Genomic DNA, 24047 nt, shown 5'->3' on the forward strand with positions numbered 1-24047 from the left:
ATGCCCCCCACCCGAATCGTACGAGCACGGGCCGCCCACGACAAGAGACGTCAGCCGCGAGTACACCGAGCAAGAAGCAGAGACCGGATGCCATGGCATCCGGTCTCTGCAGAAGGGTCGAGGCTCAGTACTCGCGGTCGATGAGCTGCGGGGGCACCTGATCGGCGGCGACCTCGTCGACGAAGAACGCCGTGCGACGGCGGCCCTTCGCCCCGGCGGCCGGGACGCTCTGGTAGCTCGCGCCCGCGAGGGCGAGACCGAGGGCGGCGGCCTTGTCGGCTCCCGCCACGACCATCCAGACGCGCTTCGACGAGTTGATGACCGGCCGCGTCAGCGAGACGCGGTCGCTCGGCGGCTTGGGGGAGTTGCGCACCGGCACGGTTGCGCGGTCGGTGACCGAGATCTCCGGCCGGTCGGGGAACAGCGACGCGATGTGCGCATCGGGACCCACGCCCAGGAAGCAGATGTCGAACGACGGCCAGGGGCCGGTCTCGCTGCGGTCCGAGGGGGCGAACTGCGCGAGCTCGTCGGCGTAGGCGATCGCGGCGGCATCGAGGTCGAGCCCGTCGTCGGTCGAGGCGACGACGTGGATGTTCTCGGCCGGGATGTCGAGGTGGTCGAGGAACGCCTCGCGGGCCTGCTTCTCGTTGCGGTCGTCGGAGTCGCGCGGCACGAACCGCTCGTCACCGAACCAGAAGTGCACGAGCGACCAGTCGATCTCGCCGACCCGCTCGTCCTTCGCCGCGGTGCGCAGCACGGCTCCGCCCATCGTGCCACCGGTGAGGCAGACGTGCATGCGCTTGCCTTCGGCGACGCGCTTCACGACGCGGTTCATGAACCGCGTCGCGACGTACGACGCCAGGGCGTCGGCGTCCGCCTTGATGATGACCTGCTTGACGGCGCCGTTCTCGGTCACGATGCACTCCGCTCGCTCGCGGCGAGGAGCAGGTCGTGACCCTCGGTGATGACCCGCCCGTACAGCAGGTCGGGGTCGAGGCGGCGCAGTTCTTCGGCGAGGCACTCGCGCAGCGTGCGGCGCGGGAACGCCAGATCGTGCGTGGGCTGACCGGGCTGCGTCAGCACCGCGACACCGGACTCGGGCCGCTCGAGGAGCGTGTCGCCGCTCGGACGGGTGAGGCGCACCGACTTGATGCCGCTGGCCCACTCGTCGGCGGGCAGGTAGGCGTAGTCGACGGGCGCGTCGAGCTTCATGCCGAGCCAGGCCGCCAGCAGGGCGGTCGACGGGGAATCCGCCGCACCGCGCACCTCGATCGCGGTGACCGGCTCGAACGGCGGCTGGTCGAGGACCGCGGCCAGCTGTTCGCGCCAGCGCGTCACGCGGGTCCACGAGAAGTCGGTGTCGCCGGGCGCGTAGTGCTCGCCGAGCTGCGCGACCCACGCCGCCGGATCGGCCTGCGACGAGGCATCCGTGATGCGACGCTGCGCGATGCGACCGATCGCGGAGGTCGACGGGGTCTCGGGAGCCTCGGCGGGCCACCACGCCACGACGGGGGCGTCGGGCAGGAGGAGTCCGGTCACGAGGCTCTCGGCGTTGGATCCCGCGGGGCCGTGTGCGCGCAGCACCACGACCTCGCTCGCGCCGGCGTCGCCGCCCACGCGGATCTGCGCGTCGAGACGCGGCTCCTCGTCGCTGTCGCCGAGGGAGACCGCGATCACCCGCATGGGGTGCTCGCGCGAGGCGTCGTTCGCGGCGGCGATGACCTCTTCTTCGGCGCCGTGGTGCGTGACGATGATGAGCGTCAGCACGCGACCGAGGGCGACGGCGCCGCCCTCTTCGCGCACGCTGACGAGACTCTTCGAGATCGCGCTGACGGTGGTGTCGGGCAGATCGATGATCACGGGCGCCTCCAGGTGCGGCCGTCGCGGGCGAGGAGTTCGTCGGCGGATGCCGGCCCCCACGACCCGGGCGAATACTGTTCGAGCGGACCGCCCTGAGCGGCCCAGAACTCCTCGATGGGATCGAGGATCTTCCAGCTGAGCTCGACCTCCTCGTGACGCGGGAACAGCGGCGGGTCGCCGAGCAGCACGTCGAGGATGAGGCGCTCATAGGCCTCGGGGCTTGCCTCGGTGAAGGCGTGCCCGTAGCCGAAGTCCATGGTGACGTCGCGCACCTGCGTGCCGTCGCCGGGGACCTTCGAGCCGAAGCGGATCGTGACGCCCTCGTCGGGCTGCACGCGGATGACCAGGGCGTTCTGACCGAGCTCCTGCGTCTGGCTGTGCGAGAACAGCTGCTGGGGAGCGCGCTTGAATACCACGGCGACCTCGGTCACGCGTCGTCCGAGCCGCTTTCCGCTGCGCACGTAGAACGGAACGCCCGACCAGCGGCGCGTGTTGATCTCGAGCTTGATGGCCGCGTACGTCTCGGTGACCGAGTCGGGGTTCATCCCGTCGTCTTCGAGGAAGCCGAGCACCTTCTCTCCGCCCTGCCATCCGCCGGCGTACTGCCCGCGGGCGGTGGCCTCGGCGAGGTTCTCGGGCAGGCGCACCGCCGCGAGGACCTTTTCCTTCTCGGCGCGCAGGTCGGCGGCGTTGAAGCTGATCGGCTCCTCCATCGCGGTCAACGCGAGCAGCTGCAGGAGGTGGTTCTGGATGACGTCGCGCGCCGCACCGATGCCGTCGTAGTACCCGGCGCGACCGCCCACGCCGATGTCCTCGGCCATGGTGATCTGCACGTGGTCGACGTAGTTGCGGTTCCAGATCGGCTCGTACAGCTCGTTCGCGAAGCGCAGCGCGAGGATGTTCTGCACCGTCTCTTTGCCGAGGTAGTGGTCGATGCGGAAGATCGAGTCGGCGGGGAACGCGCTCTCGACGACCTCGTTCAACTCGCGAGCGGATGCCAGGTCGTGACCGAACGGCTTCTCGATGACGACGCGTCGCCAGCCGTTGACGCCGTCGGCCTTGTCGCCCACGAGTCCCGACGCCTTCAGCTGCGTGGTGACGAGGGGGAAGGCCTTCGGCGGGATCGACAGGTAGTAGGCGTGGTTGCCCATGGTGCCGCGCTCGACGTCGAGCTTGTCGACGGTCTCGCGCAGGCGCGCGAACGCCTCGGGGTCGTCGAACTCGCCCTGCACGAAGCGGATGCCCTCGAGGAGCTCCTTCCACGTCTCCTCGCGGAACTCCGTGCGCGCGTGCTGCTTGACCGACTCGTACACGACCTTCGCGAAGTCCTGGTCCTCCCAGTCGCGGCGGGCGAAGCCCACGAGCGCGAAGCCGGGAGGGAGCAGGCCGCGGTTGGCGAGGTCGTAGACCGCCGGCATGAGCTTCTTGCGCGAGAGGTCGCCGGTGACGCCGAAGATCACGAGGGCGCTGGGCCCGGCGATCCGGTTCAGTCGGCGATCCTCGGGATCGCGGAGGGGATTGTGACCCGGTGTGATCTCTACGACCATGCTTACTGTGCCGCCTCGAAGAGTGAGAGGACTTCGACCTGCGGGTCGGTCAGCGTCAGCGTGACGACGGGACGGCCGTGGCCCTCCGCCAACACGCTCGCGTCGCCCGCGGCCTGTGCCTGGATGAGTTGTCCGAACGTGAACGGTCGCCCCGGGATCTCGAGGTCGACGTCGGTGCGTTCGATGATCTGGAGGAACACGCCGTTGGCGGGTCCGCCCTTGTGGTACTGCCCGGTGGAGTGCAGGAAGCGCGGTCCCCACCCGAAGGTCGTCGGCCGGCCGGAGTCGGCGGCGACGAGTTCGCGCAACCCCGCGAGCTGCGCGAGGTCGAGTCGGTTCACGTACGCCTGCACGCTGACGTAGCCGTCTGCGGGCACCGTGCGCCAGAGCGCGTCGAGCACGCCCGCGATGGTGCCGTCGGCGGCCAGGGCCGGGTCGGACACGCGCACCTCGACGCCGTCGACGACGAACGCCGGGGCGGTGGGGGCGGGCTGCGCGCCGAGCAGACCGCGCGTCGCCTCCTTCGCCGATTCGACGTCGGGCTGGTCGAAGGGGTCGATCCCGAGCAGGCGACCGGCGATCGCGGTGGCGTACTCCCACACGACGAACTGCGCACCGAGCGAGCCGCTCACGAGCACCTCGCCGGTGTGGCGGTCGAACAGGTGGAAGGCGTCCGCGTCGTCGACGAAGCGCACGACCTGCAGGTCGTCGGGCGTCGACTCGAGCTCGGGCGAGACCGGGAGCAGGACGACGGGCAGGATGCCGGTGCCCTGTTTGCCGGTGGACTCGGCGATCAGCTGCTCGATCCAGTCGGGCAGGCCGATCAGGTGGCTGCCGTCGGTGACGAGGCCGAGCTTGTCGCGGCGCAACTCTCCGCCACCCGCGATGGCCGCGGCCAGCACGAGCGCCGGGTTCTCGGGGGAGTCGATCGCGACCTCGAGCAGCGTGGCGTCCGCCTCGTCGAGCAGGTCGTCGATGTCGACTCCGGCGAGGCCGGCCGGCACGAGGCCGAAGGCGGTGAGCGCGGAGTAGCGACCGCCGACCGTGGGGTCGGCGGTGAAGACGCGGTAGCCGTCGGCGCGAGCCGACTGCTCGAGCGGCGAACCGGGGTCGGTGACCACGACGATGCGCTGCACCGGGTCGATGCCGAGGTCGCGGAAGGCGGCCTCGAACGCACGCTTCGCGGAGTCGGTCTCGATGGTCGAGCCCGACTTGCTCGACACGACGAGCACGGTCTTCTCGAGCCCGCCGGACTCGGCATCGCCGTCGATCGCGGCGAGCACCTGGCCCGGAGCGGTCGAGTCGAGGATGACGAGCGGCACACCGGCCGACTGCGCGATGACCTCGGGGGCGAGCGAGGATCCGCCCATGCCCGCCAGCACGACGCGGGTCACGCCCTGCGCGACGAGCTCGTCGCGCAGGGCCGTGATCTCGGGCACGAGGGGGCGCGAGACGGTGACCGCCCGCACCCACCCCAACCGACGCGACGCCTCGTCTTCGGCGGCCGTGCCCCGCAGTGTGGGGTCGGACGCCGTGATCCCCGACGCGATGAGCGAGCCGGTGAGTCCCGGCAGCTCGGCGTCGACGACCGACTTGACGTGGCCGGTGACCTTGACGGCGAAGCTCACTTCGCGGCCTGGGCGCTTCCGGCCTGCAGAGCGGTCTTGACGGTGTCCTGCAGCTCGTGCCACGAGGCGATGAACTTCTCGACACCCTCGTCTTCGAGCACCTGCGTCGCGTCGGCGACGTCGACGCCGGCCGCGGCCAGGCGGTCGAACACGTCGTGCGCGTCGGCGTAGGCACCGGTCACGGTGTCGCCCTCGATCACGCCATGGTCGAAGGTGGCCTCGAGCGTCTTCTCCGGCATCGTGTTCACGGTGCCGGGGGCGACGAGCTCGGTGACGTAGAGCGTGTCGGGCAGCGCCGGGTCTTTGACGCCGGTCGAGGCCCAGAGCGGACGCTGCACCGTGGCGCCGGCATCCAGCAACTTCTTTGCGCGGTCTTCCGAGAACTTCTTCTCGTACAGCTCGTAGGCCAGGCGCGCGTTGGCGATGCCGGCCTTGCCCTTGAGCGCGGCTGCTTCGTCGGTGCCGATGGCGGCCAGACGCTTGTCGATCTCGGTGTCGACGCGCGACACGAAGAACGACGCCACCGACTGCAGGGTCGAGACGTCGTGGCCGGCGGCCTGCGCCTTCTCGACACCGGCGAGGTAGGCGTCGATGACCTCTTCGTAGCGCTCGAGGCTGAAGATGAGCGTGACGTTGACCGAGATGCCGGCGCCGATGACCTCGGTGATGGCGGGCAGGCCCGCCTTGGTCGCGGGGATCTTGATCAGCACGTTCTTGCGGTCGACGCGGGCCGAGAGGTCCTTCGCCTGCGCGACGGTGCCCTCGGTGTCGTGGGCGAGGTCGGGGGAGACCTCGATCGACACGCGACCGTCGACGCCGTTGGTGGCGTCGAAGACCGGGGTGAAGATGTCGCACGCGTCGCGCACGTCGTCGGTGGTGATCGAGAAGATCGCCTCGTCGACGCTGGCGTCGGCGGCCGCAAGCTCCTTGACCTGACCCTCGTACGCCTCGCCCTTCGAGAGGGCGCCGGCGAAGATGGTCGGGTTCGTGGTGACACCCGAGACGTTGCGCGACTCGATGAGCTCGGCGAGGTTGCCGGACTGGATGCGCTGACGCGACAGGTCGTCGAGCCAGATGCTGACGCCCTGGGCGGCGAGGTCGGCGGTGGGAGTGCTCATGATTCTGGTTCTCCTCTGATTACTTCTTCGCGGCGGCCAGCGACTCGCGCGCGGCCTCGACGACGTGCTCGGTGGTGATGCCGAACTTCTGGAACAGGGTCTTGTAGTCGGCCGACGCACCGAAGTGGTCGATCGCGACCGAGCGGCCTGCGTCGCCGACGATGCCCGCCCAGCTCAGGGCGGAGCCGGCCTCGACCGACACGCGCGCCTTCACCGACGACGGCAGCACCGACTCGCGGTAGGCCTCGTCCTGCTCGGCGAACCACTCGAGCGAGGGAGCCGACACGACGCGGGCGTGCACGCCCTCGGCGGCGAGCTTCTCGCGGGCCTCGACGGCCAGCTGCACCTCGGAGCCGGTGGCGATGAGGATCACGTCGGGCTCGCCGTTCGCGGCCTCGGCCAGCACGTACGCACCCTTGACGGCGTTCGCCGCGGAGGCGAACTCGTCGCCGGACGCCTCGCCCTCGCCGCGGGCGAAGACGGGGATGTTCTGGCGGGTGAGGGCGATGCCGGCAGGGCCGGCGGTGCGACGCAGCATCTCGAGCCACACGACCGAGGTCTCGTTGGCATCCGCCGGACGCACGAGGGCGAAGTTCGGGATGGCGCGGAGCGTCGCGAGCTGCTCGATCGGCTGGTGCGTGGGGCCGTCCTCACCGAGGGCGACGGAGTCGTGCGTCCAGACGAAGATCGTGGGGATGTTCATCAGGGCGGCCAGACGCACCGGCGGGCGCATGTAGTCGCTGAAGATGAGGAAGGTGCCGCCGAACGGACGCGTGGGACCGTGCAGCACGATGCCGTTGAGGATCGCGCCCATGGCGTGCTCGCGGATGCCGAAGTGCAGAACGCGGCCGTAGGGGTCGCCCGACCACTCGTGCGTCGACCACGACGAGGGGATGAACGACTTGGCATCCTTGATCGTGGTGAGGTTCGACTCGGCGAGGTCGGCCGAACCGCCCCAGAGCTCGGGGAGCTCGGCGGCGAGGGCGTTGATCACCGTGCCGCTGGCGGCACGCGTCGAGACGTCTTTGCCGGCCTCGAAGGCGGGCAGCGCGTCGGCGATGTCGCCGGGCAGCTCGCGGGCCTGCAGGCGGTCCCACAGCTGCTTGCGCTCGGGGTGGGCCTCGGCCCACGCGTCGAACTTCTCCTGCCAGGCGGCCTTCTCGGCCTCGCCGCGCTCGACGAGCTGGCGCGTGTGCGAGAGAACGTCGTCGGCGACGGCGAAGTGCTGCTCGGGGTCGAAGCCGAGCACCTCCTTCGTGGCCTTCAGCTCGTCGGCGCCGAGGGCGGAGCCGTGGATCTTGCCGGAGTTCTGCTTGCCGGGCGAGGGCCAGCCGATGATCGTCTTGAGGATGATGAGCGAGGGCTTGCTCGTCTCGCCCTTGGCGGCCTCGATCGCGGAGTGCAGTTCGGCGACGTCTTCGACGTACTGGCCGGTCTTCTTCCAGTCGACCGTCTGCACGTGCCAGCCGTAGGCCTCGTAGCGCTTCTGGACGTCTTCCGTGAAGGCGACGTTGGTGTCGTCTTCGATCGAGATCTGGTTGGAGTCGTAGATCGCGATGAGGTTGCCGAGCTCCTGGTGGCCGGCGAGCGAGGAGGCCTCGCTGGTCACGCCCTCCTGGAGGTCGCCGTCACCGGCGATCACGTAGACGAAGTGGTCGAACGGGCTCTCGCCGGCGGGGGTCTCGGCGTCGAAGAGGCCGCGCTCGTAGCGGGCGGCGTAGGCGAAGCCGACGGACGAGGCCAGGCCCTGGCCGAGCGGTCCGGTCGTGATCTCGACGCCGTCGGTGTGGCCGTACTCGGGGTGGCCGGGGGTCAGGGAGCCCCAGGTGCGCAGCTCCTCGAGGTCCTTCTTCTCGAGGCCGAAGCCGCCGAGGTAGAGCTGCACGTACTGCGTGAGCGAGGAGTGTCCGGCGGAGAGGATGAAGCGGTCGCGGCCGGGCCAGTGCGTGTCGGCCGGGTCGTGGCGCAGCACCCGCTGGTAGAGCAGGTAGGCGGCGGGGGCCAGCGACATGGCCGTCCCCGGGTGGCCGTTGCCCACCTTCTCGACGGCGTCCGCCGCCAGGATGCGTGCGGTGTCCACCGCGCGCCGATCGATGTCATCCCATTCGAAGTCCGACAACAGGGTCGCCTTTCTCGATACTGCGCCCGGTTCACGATCCGACGTCGCGCTCACCACCGTAGGAGTGGGAGTGGGGTGGGGTGTCGGCGCGGGGCGCGCGTTCACTGGCCAGCATAGCGAGATCGCCCGTCGCGGTTGCCGTCTGTGACGGGGGTCGACAGGCGGCCGGACCTGTGGTGGGGATGGCTTAGAATCGTTGAGGTTCTATACGCGCTTACCCCGGGGGACGATGGACATCTCGACGACGTCGCACGTCATTGCGACGACCGATCGCCGCTCCGTCGGACGCACTCTCCGGGCCTACGTCGCTCTGACGAAGCCCCGCGTCCTCGAGCTTCTGCTGGTCACCACCGTGCCGGTGATGATCCTCGCGCAGCAGGGTCTGCCCAACCTGTGGCTCATCTTCGCCACGGTCATCGGCGGCTCCCTCAGTGCAGGCTCGGCCGCGGCGTTCAACATGTACCTCGACCGCGACATCGACGCGCACATGCAGCGCACGGTCAACCGCCCCCTCGTCACGGGCGAGGTCTCACCGCGCGGCGCGCTGACGTTCGCGTGGACGCTCGCGGCGGTCTCGACGATCTGGTTGTGGGCCTTCACCAACCTGCTCGCCGCCGCCCTGTCGGCGACCGCGATCTTCTTCTACGTCGTGATCTACACAATGATCCTCAAGCGCCGCACCGAGCAGAACATCGTGTGGGGCGGCATCGCGGGCTGCTTCCCGGTGCTGATCGGCTGGTCGGCGGTCACCGGTTCACTGTCGCTCGTGCCGTTCATCCTGTTCGCGCTGGTGTTCCTGTGGACGCCGCCGCACTACTGGCCGCTGTCGATGAAATACGCGGCCCAGTACGACGAGGTCGACGTGCCGATGCTCGGCGCCACGCGCAGCGGCTCGCAGGTCGGCCTGCAGGTCATCCTGTACGCGTGGGCGACCGTCGCGTGCTCGCTGCTGCTCATCCCCGTCGCGCCGATGGGCCTGGTGTACACCGTCTCGGCCCTCGTCTTCGGCGGTTGGTTCATCTACGAGTCGCACCGCCTCTACTCCCGCGCCGTGCGCGGGGGCGAGCCGCGGCCGATGCGCGTGTTCCACGCCTCGATCACCTACCTGACGCTGCTGTTCGTGGCCATCGCGGTCGACCCGCTGCTGCCCTTCTGATCCGTCCCGTCGACGCCCGTCCCGTTCGCGGGGCGGGCGTTCGCGTTTCCGGATGCCGTGAGCTCGAGGGGCCGCGAGGCGTGGCCCGGCTCCGCAGTGTGCGTGACCCGACTCCGCGGCATCCGCCCCTTGGACCTGCTCCACCCGCCCGCCCGCCCGCGCCGCTCGCCCTGAGCCCCGCCCACGCGCGAGAACGCCCGCCCCCAGGAGGGGAGCGGGCGTTCTCGGTCTCGCAGGATCAGCGACGCGCGGCGTCGTCCCCCGTGTCGAGCTTGGGGGCGTCGTGGTTCGCTGCGGCGGCGGCCTGCGGGGGAGCGGTCGCGGTCGAGGGGGTCTCGATGTCAGCATCCTCCACCGCGAGGGGGGTGGCGGTGGTGGCCGGGGCGAATGGAGCGACGGGGGCAGCGCTCTCGGCGACGGTCTCGTCGTCGCTGTTCCAGTCGATGGTCTCGATCGCGACGTCGGGGCGACGGGTCAGCGTGGCGGCAGCACCGAGCGCCAGCGCCAGAGCGATGCCGATCGCGCCGGCGCCGAGCACCGCGGCGCCCACGACGACCCACGACTGGCCGACGTAGACCTGCACGACCGTGGCGTTGGGATCGTTGAGCACCTGCTCCATCGCGTCGATCCCGTTCAGGACGATCGCGAGTCCGCCGGCGACGGCGGCCAGGGATGCGACGACGAGCACCCAGAACGGGATGCTGGTCACCAAGCGGGGACGGGTCTTCATGGGGAGTACTCCTTGTCGTTCCGACAGGGGGTGTCGGGTACGGGTCCCGAAGCGGGGGACGACGGGACGGCGGACACCGAAGTGCCACGGTCAACCATGACCCACCCGTCGGTGCGCGAGATAGGGGTCGCCGATGAATGGCCTATGAGCGTATAAGGGTCGGTGCGCCCGGGTGACGCCTCGCGATGGGCCGGGTTCCCGGCATCCGGAACGCCCCGCCCGTGCGGTTCGAGAGCGTCAGCTGCGGGCGGATGCCGTGGAGCGACGCGCGGCGGGCGCCTCGACGACGGCGGGGCGCTTCAGGCGCAGTACGACGACGGTCATCGTCGCGGCGGCGAGGGCCGCGAGCACCATGTGGGTGCCCACGGCGATCTCGGGCAGGCCGTTGCGGGCCTGGTACAGCCCGACGGCGATCTGCACGAGCTCGACGGCCAGCAGCGCGACGGCCCAGCGGCGGACGTCGAGGCGCAGGCGCCAGGCGAGCACGACGATCGCGAGCGTCAGCACGAACAGGGCGTATCCGGGCCACGAGTGCACGTGCTCGAGCACCTCGGCGTCGAAGCCGTTGCGGCCCGCGGCGGCGTCTCCGGAGTGGGGGCCGGCGCCGGTGGTGAGCACGCCGAACACGATCGTGAGGGCGAGCACGCCGGTGGCGGCGTGCACGAGGGCGGCGAAGCCGCGCGGCACGGCGAGGGCGCGGGGGCCGGCCGGCTGGTTCATGAAGACGAGGAATGCCGCGCACACCGCCACGATCGACACCGAGGCGATGTAGTGGAAGCCGACGATGAAGGGGTTCAGGCCGGTGAGCACCGTGATGCCGCCCACGACCGCCTGCGCGACGATCCCGACGAGCACGATGAGCGAGAGCACGAACAGCACCCGGCGCTCGTGACGCATGCGCCACACCAGCACGACGACGGCGAGGGCCAGGATGCCGACGAGCCCGGTCAGGGTGCGGTTGCCGAACTCGATGATGCCGTGGATGCCCATCTCGGGGGTGTTGACGAGGGAGTCGGGGGTGCAGCGCGGCCACGTGGGGCAGCCCAGGCCCGACCCCGTCAGACGCACCGCGCCGCCGGTGCCGATGATGAGCACCTCGGCCACGAACGACAGCCACGCGAAGACGCGCACGCGGGCGTCGACCTCGGTCGGCAGCCACGCGACGATGCGGCGCAGAGGGACCGGCACGCGGGACGCGGCGGCGTCGGTCGAAGCGGTGGGGGACGAGGCGGAGGGCATGCGTACGGCTTCCTGGCGTCGAAGTGCTCCGGGCCGTCGGGAGAGCGGGGGTGCCATGCCGGGAGCGGGTGTTGCCTGTAGAATCGAAGGGTCCGGGTGCAGCGCTCGCGCGAACCGCACCCACGACAGTCTAGGCGCGCAGCCAGCGCCTTCGAGCGGGCCCACCAGCGACATTCCTGGGACTTCGACCGGAGTCCGGAATGTCGGGGCGGATGACACCGTTGTGGCCCGAGAAGGAGAGTGATCACCATGTCCGATGTCCTCATCGACCGACCAGAGCTCGAAAGTCTGGGGCAATACGAGTTCGGCTGGCACGACACCGACGCGGCGGGTGCCCTCGCCCAGCGCGGCATCAACGAAGACGTCGTGCGCGGCATCTCGGCCCTGAAGTCCGAGCCCGAATGGATGCTCAAGACGCGTCTCAAGGGCTACCAGCTCTTCGGCAAGAAGCCCATGCCCACGTGGGGTGCCGATCTGTCGGAGATCGACTTCGACAACATCAAGTACTTCGTGCGCTCGACCGAGAAGCAGGCGCAGACCTGGGAAGACCTCCCGGAAGAGATCCGCAACACCTACGAAAAGCTGGGCATCCCCGAGGCCGAGCGCCAGCGCCTCGTCGCCGGCGTCGCCGCGCAGTACGAGTCCGAGGTGGTCTACCACCAGATCCGCGAAGACCTCGAGCAGCAGGGTGTCATCTTCATGGACACCGACACCGCTCTGCGCGAGCACCCCGAGTTCTTCGAGGAGTACTTCGGCACCGTCATCCCCGCCGGTGACAACAAGTTCGCGGCGCTGAACACGGCCGTCTGGTCGGGCGGCTCGTTCGTCTACGTCCCCAAGGGCGTGCACGTCGAGATCCCGCTGCAGGCGTACTTCCGCATCAACACCGAGAACATGGGTCAGTTCGAGCGGACGCTGATCATCGCCGACGAGGACAGCTACGTCCACTACATCGAAGGCTGCACCGCTCCGATCTACAAGAGCGACTCGCTGCACTCGGCCGTGGTCGAGATCATCGTGAAGAAGAACGCCCGCGTTCGCTACACGACGATCCAGAACTGGTCGAACAACGTGTACAACCTCGTCACCAAGCGTGCCGTCGCCCACGAGGGCGCGACCATGGAATGGGTCGACGGCAACATCGGCTCCAAGGTGACGATGAAGTACCCCTCCATCTACCTGATGGGCGAGCACGCCAAGGGCGAGACCCTCTCGGTGGCCTTCGCCGGTCCCGGTCAGCACCAGGACGCCGGCGCGAAGATGATCCACATGGCGCCGTACACGCAGTCGTCGATCGTCTCGAAGTCGATCGCCCGCGGTGGCGGTCGTGCCGGATACCGAGGCGAGGTGCGGGTGGACGCCAACGCGCACCACTCCGCCAACACCGTGCGCTGCGATGCGCTGCTGGTCGACTCGATCTCGCGCAGCGACACGTACCCCGCGATCGACATCCGCGTCGATGACGTGCAGCTCGGTCACGAGGCCACGGTCTCGAAGGTCAGCGAAGAGCAGCTGTTCTACCTGCAGTCGCGCGGCATGCCCGAAGACGAGGCCATGGCCATGATCGTTCGCGGGTTCATCGAGCCCATCGCGCGGGAGCTCCCCATGGAGTACGCGCTCGAACTCAACAAGCTCATCGAAATGGGCATGGAAGGATCCGTAGGCTAAATGACGACTGCGACCGAATCACCCGCAGCCGCCGAGGGTCACATCGACCCGGCAGCCCTCGTGGCATCCGTCGTTCCGGTGCAGACGCGCTCGGAGCGTCTGACCTCGTTCGACCCGGCCGACTTCGGCACCCCCACGGGGCGCGAGGTCAACTGGAAGCTCAGCCCGATCGCGCGCCTGGCTCCGCTGTTCGTCGACGAGGCAGGCCCCACCGGCGTCATCACCGTCGACGTGCAGGCGCCGGATGCCGTGGAGCAGCTGCGCCTCGCGGCCGGCGACGCGCCGCGCGGTGAGCACTTCCGCCCCGAAGACCTGCCCGCGGCCCTCGCCTGGACCCACGAGACCGAGGCTCCGCTGCTGCGGATCCCCGCGAGCGTCGAGCTCGACGAGCCCGTCGTTGTGCGCCTGACCGGCACGGGCGGCCTCGCGCACGCCCACGTCGTGATCGACGCGCAGCCCAACTCGCGCGGCACCGTGGTGCTGCGTCACGAGGGCACCGCCGACCACGCCCAGAACGTCGAGATCATCGTGCGCGACGGTGCCGACCTCACGGTCGTGTCGGTGCAGCGCTGGAACGACGATGCCGTGCACGCGGCATCGCACCAGGCCCGCGTCGACCGCGACGCCAAGCTCACGCACGTCGTGGTGAGCTTCGGCGGCGGCGTCGTGCGCGTGAACCCGTCGGTCGAGCTCTCGGGCCCCGGCGCCGAGGGGCGTCTGTACGGCCTGTCGTTCGCCGACGCCGGTCAGCACCTCGAGTCGCAGGTCTACCTGCACCACAAGGGTCCGCACACCGTCGGCGACGTGCTCTACAAGGGTGCGCTGCAGGGCCAGAGCGCGCGCAGCGTCTGGATCGGCGACGTGCTCATCGGACCGGATGCCACGGGCACCGACTCGTACGAGGCCAACCGCAACCTCGTGCTCACCGACGGCGCCCGCGCCGACTCGATCCCGAACCTCGAGATCGAGACCGGCGACATCCAGGGCGCCGGCCACGCCAGCGCCACGGGTCGCTTCGACGACGAGCAGCTGTTCTACCTGCAGGCTCGAGGCATCACCGAAGACGAGGCCCGTCGCCTCGTCGTGCTCGGCTTCCTCACCGAGATCGTGCAGCGCATCGGCATCCCCGAGCTCGAGACCGAGCTCATCGAGGCCATCGAGCACGAGCTGGCCGAAGGGGCCGCCGCGTGAGCGCCTCGCGCGCCTGCGCCCTGAGTGAGCTCGTGCAGGACGAAGCCCGCCGCGTCGAGATCGACGGCGTCGCCATGGCCGTCGTGCTCGACGGCAACGGCGAGGTCCACGCGATCGGCGACGTCTGCACCCACGGCGACATCTCGCTGTCGGACGGCTTCGTCGAGGGCGAGACGCTGGAGTGCTGGGCGCACGGCTCGGCGTTCTCGCTGAAGACCGGTCGCCCCCTGAACCTCCCGGCCTACGAGCCGGTCCCCGTGTACGAGGTCGTGATCGACGGAGACGACGTGCTCATCGATCCCGCCGTCACCAAGGCGACGGCCTGAGCGCCGCTCACGACAACGCCCACGACCTGAAGACTTACGAGTAAGGAACACCATGTCTGTCCTCGAGATCCGCGACCTCCACGTGACGGTCGAGACGGAGAACGGTACGACCCCGATCCTCAACGGCGTGACGCTGACCATGCGCACCGGTGAGACCCACGCCATCATGGGCCCCAACGGCTCCGGCAAGTCGACCCTGGCGTACACGATCGCCGGTCACCCCAAGTACACCGTGACGAGCGGCTCGATCACGCTCGACGGCGAAGACGTGCTCGCGATGAGTGTCGACGAGCGCGCCCGCGCGGGCCTCTTCCTCGCCATGCAGTACCCGGTCGAGATTCCCGGCGTCACCGTGACGAACTTCCTCCGCACCGCCAAGACGGCCATCGACGGCGAGGCTCCGGCCATCCGCTCGTGGACGAAGGACGTCAAGGGCGCCATGGAGAACCTCCGCATGGACCCGAAGTTCGCCGCGCGCAACGTCAACGAGGGCTTCTCGGGTGGCGAGAAGAAGCGCCACGAGATCCTCCAGCTCGAGCTGCTCAAGCCGAAGATCGCGGTGCTCGACGAGACCGACTCCGGCCTCGACGTCGACGCGCTGAAGATCGTGTCGGAGGGCGTCAACCGCGCCAAGGAGCAGACCGACCTCGGTGTGCTGCTGATCACGCACTACACCCGCATCCTCCGCTACATCCGCCCCGACTTCGTGCACGTCGTCGTCAAGGGCCGGATCGTCGAAGAGGGCGGCTCCGAGCTCGCCGACCGACTCGAAGAAGAGGGTTACGACCGCTTCCTCGCGGCCGGTACCCCGATCGACGCGTAGGATCGTTACATGACCGCAACCCTCGCTCCCGAGAAGTACGACGAGGTCACCGAGGCTCTCAAAGACGTCATGGACCCCGAACTGGGGATCAACGTCGTCGACCTCGGCCTCATCTACGATCTCGCGTGGGACGACGAGAACGACGCGCTCGTCATCCACATGACCCTCACCTCGGCCGGTTGCCCGCTGACCGATGTGCTCGAAGAGCAGACGGCCCAGGCCCTCGACAACGTCGTGGATCGCTTCCGCATCAACTGGGTGTGGATGCCGCCGTGGGGCCCCGAGCGGATCACCGACGACGGCCGCGACATGATGCGCGCCCTCGGCTTCGCGATCTGAACGCAGGATCCGAATCCGACCGCTCGAGAGACCTGCGCCCTCGGCTTCGCGATCTGAACGCAGGATCCGAATCCGACCGCTCGAGAGACCTGCGCCCTCGGCTTCGCGATCTGAACGAAGAACTCACGCGAACGCCCATCCCTCACGGGGTGGGCGTTCGTGGTTTCCGGATGCCGAGGTCCCGGCGCTTCGCGGGCGTCGAGCACCGCGACGAACGCAGGCCCGCGCCCGTGTGTCTTCCTCTGACGCGCCGGGTTCCGCGGCATCCGGTGCCCTGATTAGGCTTTCCGGATGAGCGTCACCCCGTTGCAGGCCCTGCCTCTCGACCTTCTGCGTCAGCGCTCCAGCACCAAGTGGCGCTCGTACGACGACGACGTGATCCCGATGTTCGTCGCCGAGACCGACTTCCCGCTCGCACCGGCGATCACCGCGGCTCTTCATCGCGCCGTCGAGATCGGCGACACCGGGTACACCCCGCCGCGGCCCGGCATCGACGTCGACTTCGCCGCGTACGCCCAGCGGATGTGGGGCTGGACGATCGGCCCGTCGAGGATCCGGTGGACCGGCGACGTGATGATGGGCGTCGTCGAGGTGCTGCGGGCCGTGACCTCGCCCGGTGATCGCGTGATCGTGACGCCGCCGGTGTACCCGCCGTTCTACGACACCGTCGAGGAGGCGGGGGCCGTCGTCGAACGCGTGCCCCTGATCGACGACGGCGAGAGGTGGAGTCTCGACCTGGCCGGCATCGAGCGCGCGTTCTCGCGGGGGGCGCGGGCGATCCTGCTCTGCAATCCGCACAACCCGACCGGCACTGTGCACTCGCGCGAGTCTCTCGCCGACCTCGCCCGCCTGGCCGAGCGGTACGGGGCGAGCGTCGTGAGCGACGAGATCCACGCTCCGCTCACGCACGCCCCCGCGGTGTTCACGCCGTTCTTGGATGCCGCGCCCGAGGCCGCCGCGGTCGGCTATGCCGTGACGAGCGCGAGCAAGACCTACAACCTCGCCGGTCTCAAGTGCGCGGTCATCGTCACCGGCTCGGAGGAGACGGCCGCGGTCGTGCGGTCACTGCCGTGGGAGGTGGAGTGGCGCGCGGGTCTGTTCGGCGTGATCGCCAATCGCGCGGCCTTCGCGGCCGAGAGCGACGGCTGGCTCGCATCGCTCCTGGTCGCGCTCGACGACAACCGCCGTCTGCTCGCCGAGCTGCTCGCCGAGCACCTCCCGCTGGCGCGCTACCGTCTGCCCGACGCGGGCTTCCTCGCCTGGGTCGACGTGTCGGCGTACGGGTGGGGTGACAACCCGTCGCCGCACATCCGCCGCGAGGCGAAGGTCGCGTTGCACCACGGACCGCTGTTCGGAGAGCAGGGCATCGGCCACGTGCGCATCAACGTCGGGTGCGCGCCCGAGGTGCTGCGCGAGGCGATCACGCGCATCGGCGCGCTGGCTCGACAAGGATGAGCGGTCGGCGCGTCGAGAGAACGCGGGGCGCGACCGAGGGGTGACACCGGGTCACGGCATCCGGAATCAGACCTCGGCTCGTCCGGTGCGCCAGTAGCCCATGAACGCGACCGCGCGACGGTCGACTCCGCGCTCGGTGACGAGGTGGCGTCGGAGGGTCTTGATCGCCGAGGCCTCGCCGGCGAGCCAGGCGTACAGCGGCGCCTTCTTCAGCGCGGCTCCGCCCTTGGCGGTGCGCGGGACCTCCCACAGCATGCCCTCGTCGATGTCGACCTCTTCGACCTCGTCGCCGTGGCCGTCGGGGGTGAGGGCGAACGCGGCGTCGCGCGTGGCCGTGACGAGGTGCGCGTGGCGGTCGCCCGCGGACCGCGCGGCCAGACGGAAGTCGAATCCCGGATGCCGGGGGAGATAGGAGCAGTCCTCGGGGGTGGGGACCTCGAGCACGACGGTTCCGGTGGCCTCCGGGGGGAGCTGCTCGAGGATGACGGCGATCGCGGGGGCGGCGGTCTCGTCGCCCGCCAGGAGGTAGTCGCCGGTCTGCGCGGGCGGGACGAAGTCGACGCCGAAGCTCACGTCGGTGAGCGCGACCGTGGGGGCGAAGATGAGCACCTCGTCGCCCGGCCGTGCGTTCTCGATCCACGCCGATGCCGGGCCGAGCACCTCGTGGGCGACCATGTCGATGTCGACCTCCCGCTCGGCGCGACGCACGGCGCGGGTCGTGTAGGTGCGGAACGGCGGGCGCGCATCATTGGGAAGCTCGCGCCACGCCGTCCACCAGTCGCCGCCGGTCGGCATCGTGTCGAGATCGGCCGTGGCGGTGGGGAAGACGATCTTCACGCGCTGATCGAAACCGGGGTCGCCGTATTCGTGCAGGTCATCGCCGACGAACGTGAAGCGGCGGAAGCTCGGGGTCAGGTCGGTGATGCGGGCGACGCGGACGCGGAAGAACCGCGAAGTCTCAAGAGGGGACGACATCGTGGGACTCCCGGGTGGTGGCGACGGACGGCGTGCGGACGCTGACGTGGTGGCGTCCGCGCGGAAGGACGAGGGGGGTTCCCGACACGGGGTCGGGCACGACCAGAGCGTCGAGCCCGAACACCTCGGCGATGAGCTCGCTGGTCATGACGGCGCTCGGGTCGCCGGCGGCCACGACGCGTCCGTCGCGCAGGGCCACGAGATGGTCGGCGTAGCGGGCCGCCATGTTCATGTCGTGCAGCACCATGACGGTGGTCGTTCCCCGGTCGCGGTTGAGGTCGGTGAGCAGGTCGAGCACATCGACCTGATGGGCGACGTCGAGGAAGGTGGTCGGCTCGTCGAGCAGCAGAATGTCGGTCTCCTGAGCGAGCGCCATGGCGATCCACACGCGTTGCCGCTGGCCGCCCGACAGCTCGTCGACCGCGCGGTCGGCGAGGTCGCTGATCCCCGTGGCGGCGAGCGCCTCGGCCACGACCTCGTAATCGCGGGCGCTCCAGCGGGCGAGGGCACGCTGGTGCGGGTGGCGACCACGGCCGACGAGGTCGGCGACGGCGATGCCCTCGGGAGCGATGGGGCTCTGCGGAAGCAGCCCCAGGATGCGCGCTACCTCTTTCGTGGGCCGCTCGTGCAGCGCCTTGCCGTCGAGGATCACGCGACCGGCCTTCGGCGGGAGCAGGCGAGCGAGCGCGCGCAGCAGCGTCGATTTGCCGCACCCGTTCGCGCCGACGATCGCGGTGATCCGCCCGGCGGGGAGCACGAGATCGAGGTCGTCGACGATGGTGCGGTCGGCGTAGGCGAGGGTGAGACCCTCGGCCGACAGAGTGCGGTTCGCGGTCATAGCGAGCCTCCGGAGCGATTGGTCCTGATGAGCAGGTAGATGAGATACGGCGCGCCGAGCACGCCCGTGACGACACCCACCGGGTAGCGGTTGTCGAAGGCGAACTGGCCGACGAGGTCGGACAACATGACCAGCAGGGCACCGACGAGCCCGGCCGGCACCAGGAGGGATCCGCCGGGGCCGATGAGGCGCGCAGCGATCGGACCGGCCATGAAGGCCACGAAGGCGATGGGCCCGGCACCGGCCGTCGCCACGGCCAGCAGCACGACCGCCCCGACGATCAGGAGCAGACGCGTGCGTTCCACACGGACGCCGAGACCCGCGGCGGAGTCGTCGCCGAGGCGGAGGACCGAGAGCGAGCGGGTGTTGCCGATCATGAGCGGGACGATGACGACGACCGCGAGGGCCAGGGGGAGCACCCGACCCCAGGAGGCGTTGTTGAGGCTCCCCGTCAGCCACTGCATCGCCGTCTGGAGGTCCCAGTTGGCGGCGCGGCTCAGCATGTACGTCGTGACGCTGTCGAGCATGGCGGCGACGCCGATGCCGATGAGCACGAGTCGCGTGCCGGTGAAGGCGCCTTTTCGCGAGAGCAGGTAGATCGCGCCGGCGGTGGCGAGGGCGCCGACGAGGGCGAAGGTCGAGACGAGGGCGTCCGACAGCGAGAAGCCGATGATCGCGATGACGGCGGCCGCGCTCGCCCCGGAGGAGATGCCGATGATGTCGGGGGAGGCGAGAGGGTTGCGCAGCATCGTCTGGAACGTGACTCCGGCCATGCCGAAGGCGAGTCCCGACAGCAGGCCCAGGCTCGCGCGCGGCAGGCGCAGCTCGCCGATGGTGAACGAGGCGCCCGGGACCGTCTGGCCCAGCAGGACGCGGAATACCTGATCGGGGGTGTAGAAGGTGTTGCCGACCATGAGCGTCACCGCGAAGACGACGACGACGGCGACGGCGAGCACGGTGGTCACGCCGATCCGGCGCCGGGTGCGGGCTCGGCGTCCGCGGGCGAGGGCGCCGACCGCGGCCGGGCGCTGCAGGACGATGCTCACAGTTCACGCACCTTCTGCCGGCGGACGATCCAGATGAAGAAGGGGGCGCCGATGAGGGCGGTGAGGATGCCCACCTCGATCTCGGTGGGGCGCGCGACGAGGCGACCGACGACGTCGGCTCCCACGAGGAGCATCGCGCCTCCGAGCGCCGAGAACGGCACGAGCCACCGGTGATCGGTCCCGATGAGCAGTCGGCAGATGTGCGGGATGACGAGACCGACGAACGCGATGGGGCCGGCGACGGCGGTGGCGGCGCCCACCAGCACGACCGCACCCGCGGAGGCGATGAGGCGCGTGCGTCCGACGTGCTCGCCGAGCCCGGTCGCGACGTCGTCGCCGAGGGCGAGGGAGTTCATGCCGCGTGAGCAGAGGATGCACACGAGGGCTCCGGCGGCGAGCACCGGCAGCACGATCTGCACACGGTCCCACGTGGCACCGCCGATGCCACCGATCTGCCAGAAGCGGAACACCTCAAGAAGGTCGACGCGCGGCAGCAGGATCGCGCTCGACAGTGAGCCGAACGCGGCGGTGGTGGCCGCCCCGGCGAGGGCGAGCTTGAGGGGAGTGGCGCCGCCGCGCCCAAGCGAGCCGACCGTGTAGACGAACACCGCGGCCACGGCCGCTCCCACGACGGCGAATCCCATGTATCCGAGCGAGCTCGACAGGCCGAAGAACGCGATGCCCGTGACGACGGCCAGCGACGCTCCGGCGGAGACGCCGAGGATGCCGGGGTCGGCGAGCGGGTTGCGGGTGACCGCCTGCATGGTGAGCCCGGCCATCGCGAGGGCTGCCCCGACGAGCAGCCCGAGCACCGTGCGCGGAATGCGGGTGGCGACCACTGCCTCACCGACCCCGGTGCCCCCCGAGAACGCCGAGAAGATCTCGCCGATCGACACGTCACGCGTGCCGAAGGCGATGGATGCCGCGCACATCACGACCACGCCCACCGTGAGCGCCAGCAGCCAGCCGAGTCGACGGCCCGTCGATCGCCGCAGATCAGCGGTGTCGGGTGGGGCGTCGGCGACGGCGGTGCGGGAGTTCACGGTGGGCGCGATTCGAGGTGTCCGGGGGCGGGGATCAGCCGAGGGCGGCGGTCAGCACGTCGAGGTACTTCGACAGGCCCCAGCTCACCGAGAGGGGAGAGGGGTTCGCCGAGGCCGCGAGAGGCGTGCCGTCTTCGAGCACCGCGACGTGGCCGGCGGCCACGGCGGGGATCTTCGACAGGAGCGGGTCGGCCTGGAGCTGCGCGAGGGTCGAGCCGTCGGTGTTGCCGTAGGTGATCCACAGCCCCACATCGTTGAAGACGTCGGCCTGCTCCGAGGAGATGTCGCTGTAGAACGCGTCGATCTCGCTCGAGGTCTTGGTCACCTGCTCGGGCTCGGGCATGCCGAACTCGTGCAGGTACCCCGCGCGGGGGTCGTGCGAGGTGTAGTAGGTGATGGTGCTGAGGTCGGTGGGGTCGGTGAACGCGAACAGGGGCGCGACCTCGGCGAGAGCGGGGTGGGCGTCGAAGGCCGCCTGCGACTCGGTCTTGATCTGCTCGATGAGGGCCTCACCCTCGCTCTCGAGACCGAGGGCCTTGGAGTTGAGCTGGATCATCTGGTCGAGGGTGGTGCCCCACGCGGCGTCGGGGTAGGCGACGACGGGCGCGATCTTCGACAGCGTGTCGTAGTCCTCCTGCGTGAGTCCCGAGTAGGCGGCGAGGATGACGTCGGGCTGCGTGTCGGCCACGGCCTCGAAGTCGATGCCGTCGGTCTCGTCGAAGAGCACGGGGGTCTCACCGCCGAGCTCGGTCAGCTTGTCTCCGACCCAGGGGAGGATGCCGTCTCCGTCGTCGTCGCCCCACGTGGCCTTCGCCATGCCGACCGGCACGATGCCGAGAGCGAGGGGGACCTCCTGGTTCGACCACGCGACGGTGGCCACGCGCTCGGGCTTTTTCTCGATGACCGCTTGGCCAAGAGCGCTGTCGACGGTGACGGGGAAGACGTCGTCGGAGCCTTGCGCCGCCTCGTCTCCGGGGGCGGCCGAGGTGCCGGCGCAGCCGGTGAGGACGAGGGCGGAACCGACGGCGAGTGCCGCCAGTGCGCGGAATCGGGACACGAAGAGCCTCCTGCGTGTTAGGTAAGGATAGGCTTAGTTTAGGTCAGGGGTCGGGTGAGAATGCAAACCCGGACGCCGCCGGACCCGGGCCTTCATCTCGACGCCGAGACAACGGCATCCGGGATGTTCGTCGACCCTCGCGCCCACCTCCCGTGGGCGGGAGCGGGCTCGGGGGATTCGGCTGTCGGCGGGCATGCAGGGGCGCGTCTTATACTGGGTGGCTGGCCATGTCGGCCTGCTTCCCCATCCCCGAAGAACGGACGTTCGCTGTGCTCGCCGTGCACGACCTCGAGATCCGCGTGGGTGCCCGTGTGCTCATGTCAGACGTGGCGTTCCGCGTCTCCGACGGCGACAAGATCGGCCTCGTCGGACGCAACGGCGCCGGAAAGACCACCCTCACCAAGGTGCTCGCCGGCGACCTGCTGCCCTCCAACGGGGGCGTCGACCGCTCCGGTGAGCTCGGCTATCTGCCCCAGGATCCCCGCTCGGGCGATCCCGAGATGCTCGCACGCACGCGCATCCTCGACGCCCGCGGGCTGGGCTCGCTCGCCCTCGGCATGCACGAGGCGTCGATGGCGATGGGCGACGACGACCCCGCCGTCGCGGCGAAGGCGATGAAGAAGTACGGCCGCCTCACCGAGGAGTTCGAGTCGGCCGGCGGATACGCGGCCGAGGCGGAAGCGGCGTCGATCGCGCACAACCTGTCGCTTCCCGACCGCATCCTCGACCAGCCGCTGAAGACCCTCTCGGGTGGTCAGCGTCGCCGTATCGAGCTCGCGCGCATCCTCTTCTCCGACGCGCAGACGATGATCCTCGACGAGCCGACCAACCACCTCGACGCCGACAGCGTCGTCTGGCTGCGCGAGTTCCTCAAGGGCTACAAGGGCGGGCTCATCGTGATCTCGCACGACGTCGAGCTCGTGGGCGAGACCGTCAACCGCGTGTTCTACCTCGACGCGAACCGCCAGGTCATCGACGTCTACAACATGAATTGGAAGAACTACCTGCGCCAGCGGGTGGCCGACGAGGAGCGCCGCAAGAAGGAGCGCGTCAACGTCGAGAAGAAGGCCACGGCGCTGCAGCTGCAGGCCGCGCGCTTCGGTGCGAAGGCTTCGAAGGCCGCGGCCGCCCACCAGATGGTCGCCCGCGCCGAGAAGATGCTGTCGGGCCTCGATGACGTGCGTCAGGACGAGCGCGTCGCCAAGCTCCGTTTCCCGAAGCCCGCACCGTGCGGCAAGACTCCGCTGATGGCATCCGGTCTGTCGAAGTCGTACGGCTCGCTCGAGATCTTCACCGACGTCGACCTCGCGATCGACCGCGGGTCGCGCGTGGTCATCCTCGGCCTCAACGGTGCCGGAAAGACGACGCTGCTGCGCATCCTCGCCGGCGTCGACCAGCCCGACACCGGACAGCTCGAGCCCGGTCACGGCCTGAAGATCGGGTACTACGCGCAGGAGCACGAGAACCTCGACGTCGATCGCTCGGTGCTCGAGAACATGATGTCGTCGGCGCCGCACATCACCGCGACCGAGGCCCGCAAGGTGCTCGGCTCGTTCCTGTTCGTCGGCGACGACGTGCTCAAGCCCGCCGGTGTGCTCTCGGGTGGCGAGAAGACGCGTCTGTCTCTCGCGACGCTCGTGGTGTCGTCGGCGAACATGCTGCTGCTCGACGAGCCCACGAACAACCTCGACCCCGCCTCGCGCGAAGAGATCCTCGGCGCCCTGTCGCACTACGAGGGTGCCGTCGTGCTCGTCTCGCACGACGAGGGTGCGGTCGAGGCGCTCAACCCCGAGCGCGTGCTGATCCTGCCCGACGGTGTCGAAGACATCTGGGGCCGCGATTACGCGGATCTGATCACTCTGGCGTAACAGCCCGCGGCGCTTCGCGCG

Annotated in this window: 21 protein-coding genes; 8 read left to right on the forward strand and 13 right to left on the reverse strand. The window is 69.7% G+C overall.

What is annotated here, in order from left to right:
- Positions 1 to 124: 124 nt before the first annotated feature.
- The 6 genes from pgl to tkt are packed head-to-tail and all read right to left on the reverse strand — an operon-like array spanning position 125 to position 8272.
- Positions 125 to 916: a 6-phosphogluconolactonase gene (gene pgl, locus RWH43_RS13345; RefSeq protein WP_154096733.1), complete on the reverse strand. Its 792-nt coding sequence runs from the start codon at positions 914 to 916 to the stop codon at positions 125 to 127.
- The gene (locus RWH43_RS13350; protein ID WP_144833206.1) at positions 913 to 1860 is read right to left on the reverse strand and encodes a glucose-6-phosphate dehydrogenase assembly protein OpcA; all 948 of its coding nucleotides are present in this window, start codon (positions 1858 to 1860) and stop codon (positions 913 to 915) included. Before RWH43_RS13350 ends, pgl begins: the two co-directional genes overlap by 4 nt.
- Positions 1857 to 3407, reverse strand: a complete 1551-nt coding sequence (zwf, locus tag RWH43_RS13355) for a glucose-6-phosphate dehydrogenase (protein ID WP_144833208.1) — start codon at positions 3405 to 3407, stop codon at positions 1857 to 1859. Before zwf ends, RWH43_RS13350 begins: the two co-directional genes overlap by 4 nt.
- A gap of 2 nt (positions 3408 to 3409) precedes the next feature.
- Positions 3410 to 5035, reverse strand: coding sequence for a phosphoglucose isomerase-related protein (locus RWH43_RS13360; RefSeq protein ID WP_316001724.1), 1626 nt, complete (start codon positions 5033 to 5035; stop codon positions 3410 to 3412).
- Complete coding sequence (tal, locus tag RWH43_RS13365) at positions 5032 to 6153, reverse strand: transaldolase (RefSeq protein ID WP_316001725.1); 1122 nt, start codon at positions 6151 to 6153, stop codon at positions 5032 to 5034. The genes RWH43_RS13360 and tal overlap by 4 nt, the downstream gene beginning before the upstream one ends.
- Before the next feature lie 19 nt (positions 6154 to 6172).
- Entirely contained in the window at positions 6173 to 8272 is a 2100-nt protein-coding gene (tkt, locus tag RWH43_RS13370) for a transketolase (RefSeq protein WP_230704557.1), read from the reverse strand.
- 229 nt (positions 8273 to 8501) lie between these two features.
- Here tkt and RWH43_RS13375 point away from each other — a divergent pair, with 229 nt between their 5' ends.
- Positions 8502 to 9428 (forward strand): heme o synthase, encoded by a 927-nt coding sequence (locus tag RWH43_RS13375; protein WP_144833216.1) that lies wholly within the window; start codon positions 8502 to 8504, stop codon positions 9426 to 9428.
- Between the two features lie 238 nt (positions 9429 to 9666).
- On the opposite strand, the gene RWH43_RS13380 is transcribed toward RWH43_RS13375, so the two are convergent.
- On the reverse strand, positions 9667 to 10158 hold the full coding sequence (locus RWH43_RS13380) for a dinucleotide-utilizing enzyme (RefSeq protein WP_144833218.1): 492 nt from the start codon (positions 10156 to 10158) through the stop codon (positions 9667 to 9669).
- 237 nt (positions 10159 to 10395) lie between these two features.
- A complete protein-coding gene (locus tag RWH43_RS13385) occupies positions 10396 to 11397 on the reverse strand; it encodes a COX15/CtaA family protein (RefSeq protein ID WP_230704558.1) in 1002 nt (333 codons plus the stop codon).
- A gap of 249 nt (positions 11398 to 11646) precedes the next feature.
- On the opposite strand from RWH43_RS13385, the gene sufB reads away from it, so the two are divergent.
- The 6 genes from sufB (at position 11647) to RWH43_RS13415 (ending at position 17199) form a co-directional block, all read left to right on the forward strand.
- On the forward strand, positions 11647 to 13065 hold the full coding sequence (sufB, locus tag RWH43_RS13390; RefSeq protein ID WP_144833223.1) for a Fe-S cluster assembly protein SufB: 1419 nt from the start codon (positions 11647 to 11649) through the stop codon (positions 13063 to 13065).
- Entirely contained in the window at positions 13066 to 14256 is a 1191-nt protein-coding gene (gene sufD / locus RWH43_RS13395; RefSeq protein ID WP_230704559.1) for a Fe-S cluster assembly protein SufD, read from the forward strand.
- Complete coding sequence (locus RWH43_RS13400; RefSeq protein ID WP_144833227.1) at positions 14253 to 14582, forward strand: non-heme iron oxygenase ferredoxin subunit; 330 nt, start codon at positions 14253 to 14255, stop codon at positions 14580 to 14582. Before sufD ends, RWH43_RS13400 begins: the two co-directional genes overlap by 4 nt.
- Before the next feature lie 52 nt (positions 14583 to 14634).
- On the forward strand, positions 14635 to 15405 hold the full coding sequence (gene sufC, locus RWH43_RS13405; RefSeq protein WP_316001726.1) for a Fe-S cluster assembly ATPase SufC: 771 nt from the start codon (positions 14635 to 14637) through the stop codon (positions 15403 to 15405).
- A gap of 9 nt (positions 15406 to 15414) precedes the next feature.
- Positions 15415 to 15744 (forward strand): metal-sulfur cluster assembly factor, encoded by a 330-nt coding sequence (locus RWH43_RS13410; RefSeq protein WP_013586729.1) that lies wholly within the window; start codon positions 15415 to 15417, stop codon positions 15742 to 15744.
- A gap of 291 nt (positions 15745 to 16035) precedes the next feature.
- Positions 16036 to 17199, forward strand: coding sequence for a MalY/PatB family protein (locus tag RWH43_RS13415; RefSeq protein WP_316001727.1), 1164 nt, complete (start codon positions 16036 to 16038; stop codon positions 17197 to 17199).
- A 66-nt stretch (positions 17200 to 17265) separates the two neighbouring features.
- Here RWH43_RS13415 and RWH43_RS13420 read toward each other — a convergent pair whose 3' ends face one another.
- The 5 genes from RWH43_RS13420 to RWH43_RS13440 are packed head-to-tail and all read right to left on the reverse strand — an operon-like array spanning position 17266 to position 22158.
- Positions 17266 to 18174, reverse strand: coding sequence for a siderophore-interacting protein (locus tag RWH43_RS13420; RefSeq protein WP_144833233.1), 909 nt, complete (start codon positions 18172 to 18174; stop codon positions 17266 to 17268).
- Positions 18158 to 19012 (reverse strand): ABC transporter ATP-binding protein, encoded by an 855-nt coding sequence (locus RWH43_RS13425; protein WP_144833235.1) that lies wholly within the window; start codon positions 19010 to 19012, stop codon positions 18158 to 18160. The genes RWH43_RS13420 and RWH43_RS13425 overlap by 17 nt, the downstream gene beginning before the upstream one ends.
- A complete protein-coding gene (locus RWH43_RS13430) occupies positions 19009 to 20058 on the reverse strand; it encodes a FecCD family ABC transporter permease (protein WP_144833237.1) in 1050 nt (349 codons plus the stop codon). The genes RWH43_RS13425 and RWH43_RS13430 overlap by 4 nt, the downstream gene beginning before the upstream one ends.
- A complete protein-coding gene (locus RWH43_RS13435; RefSeq protein ID WP_230704561.1) occupies positions 20055 to 21101 on the reverse strand; it encodes a FecCD family ABC transporter permease in 1047 nt (348 codons plus the stop codon). Before RWH43_RS13435 ends, RWH43_RS13430 begins: the two co-directional genes overlap by 4 nt.
- Before the next feature lie 34 nt (positions 21102 to 21135).
- Positions 21136 to 22158, reverse strand: a complete 1023-nt coding sequence (locus RWH43_RS13440) for an iron-siderophore ABC transporter substrate-binding protein (RefSeq protein ID WP_316001728.1) — start codon at positions 22156 to 22158, stop codon at positions 21136 to 21138.
- A 269-nt stretch (positions 22159 to 22427) separates the two neighbouring features.
- Here RWH43_RS13440 and RWH43_RS13445 point away from each other — a divergent pair, with 269 nt between their 5' ends.
- The gene (locus RWH43_RS13445) at positions 22428 to 24026 is read left to right on the forward strand and encodes an ABC-F family ATP-binding cassette domain-containing protein (RefSeq protein WP_144833760.1); all 1599 of its coding nucleotides are present in this window, start codon (positions 22428 to 22430) and stop codon (positions 24024 to 24026) included.
- Positions 24027 to 24047 lie beyond the last annotated feature (21 nt).

This window comes from Microbacterium algihabitans, assembly GCF_032464975.1.
Lineage (GTDB): Bacteria > Actinomycetota > Actinomycetes > Actinomycetales > Microbacteriaceae > Microbacterium > Microbacterium algihabitans.

Bases quoted from the DNA above. Each gene is read 5' to 3' on its own strand.
- RWH43_RS13420 (WP_144833233.1), bottom strand. From the start codon at position 18,174: ATGTCGTCCCCTCTTGAGACTTCGCGGTTCTTCCGCGTCCGCGTCGCC.
- tal (WP_316001725.1), bottom strand. From the start codon at position 6,153: ATGAGCACTCCCACCGCCGACCTCGCCGCCCAGGGCGTCAGCATCTGG.
- RWH43_RS13385 (WP_230704558.1), bottom strand. From the start codon at position 11,397: ATGCCCTCCGCCTCGTCCCCCACCGCTTCGACCGACGCCGCCGCGTCC.
- zwf (WP_144833208.1), bottom strand. From the start codon at position 3,407: ATGGTCGTAGAGATCACACCGGGTCACAATCCCCTCCGCGATCCCGAG.
- sufD (WP_230704559.1), top strand. From the start codon at position 13,066: ATGACGACTGCGACCGAATCACCCGCAGCCGCCGAGGGTCACATCGAC.
- RWH43_RS13380 (WP_144833218.1), bottom strand. From the start codon at position 10,158: ATGAAGACCCGTCCCCGCTTGGTGACCAGCATCCCGTTCTGGGTGCTC.
- RWH43_RS13410 (WP_013586729.1), top strand. From the start codon at position 15,415: ATGACCGCAACCCTCGCTCCCGAGAAGTACGACGAGGTCACCGAGGCT.
- RWH43_RS13415 (WP_316001727.1), top strand. From the start codon at position 16,036: ATGAGCGTCACCCCGTTGCAGGCCCTGCCTCTCGACCTTCTGCGTCAG.
- RWH43_RS13425 (WP_144833235.1), bottom strand. From the start codon at position 19,012: ATGACCGCGAACCGCACTCTGTCGGCCGAGGGTCTCACCCTCGCCTAC.
- sufB (WP_144833223.1), top strand. From the start codon at position 11,647: ATGTCCGATGTCCTCATCGACCGACCAGAGCTCGAAAGTCTGGGGCAA.
- sufC (WP_316001726.1), top strand. From the start codon at position 14,635: ATGTCTGTCCTCGAGATCCGCGACCTCCACGTGACGGTCGAGACGGAG.
- RWH43_RS13375 (WP_144833216.1), top strand. From the start codon at position 8,502: ATGGACATCTCGACGACGTCGCACGTCATTGCGACGACCGATCGCCGC.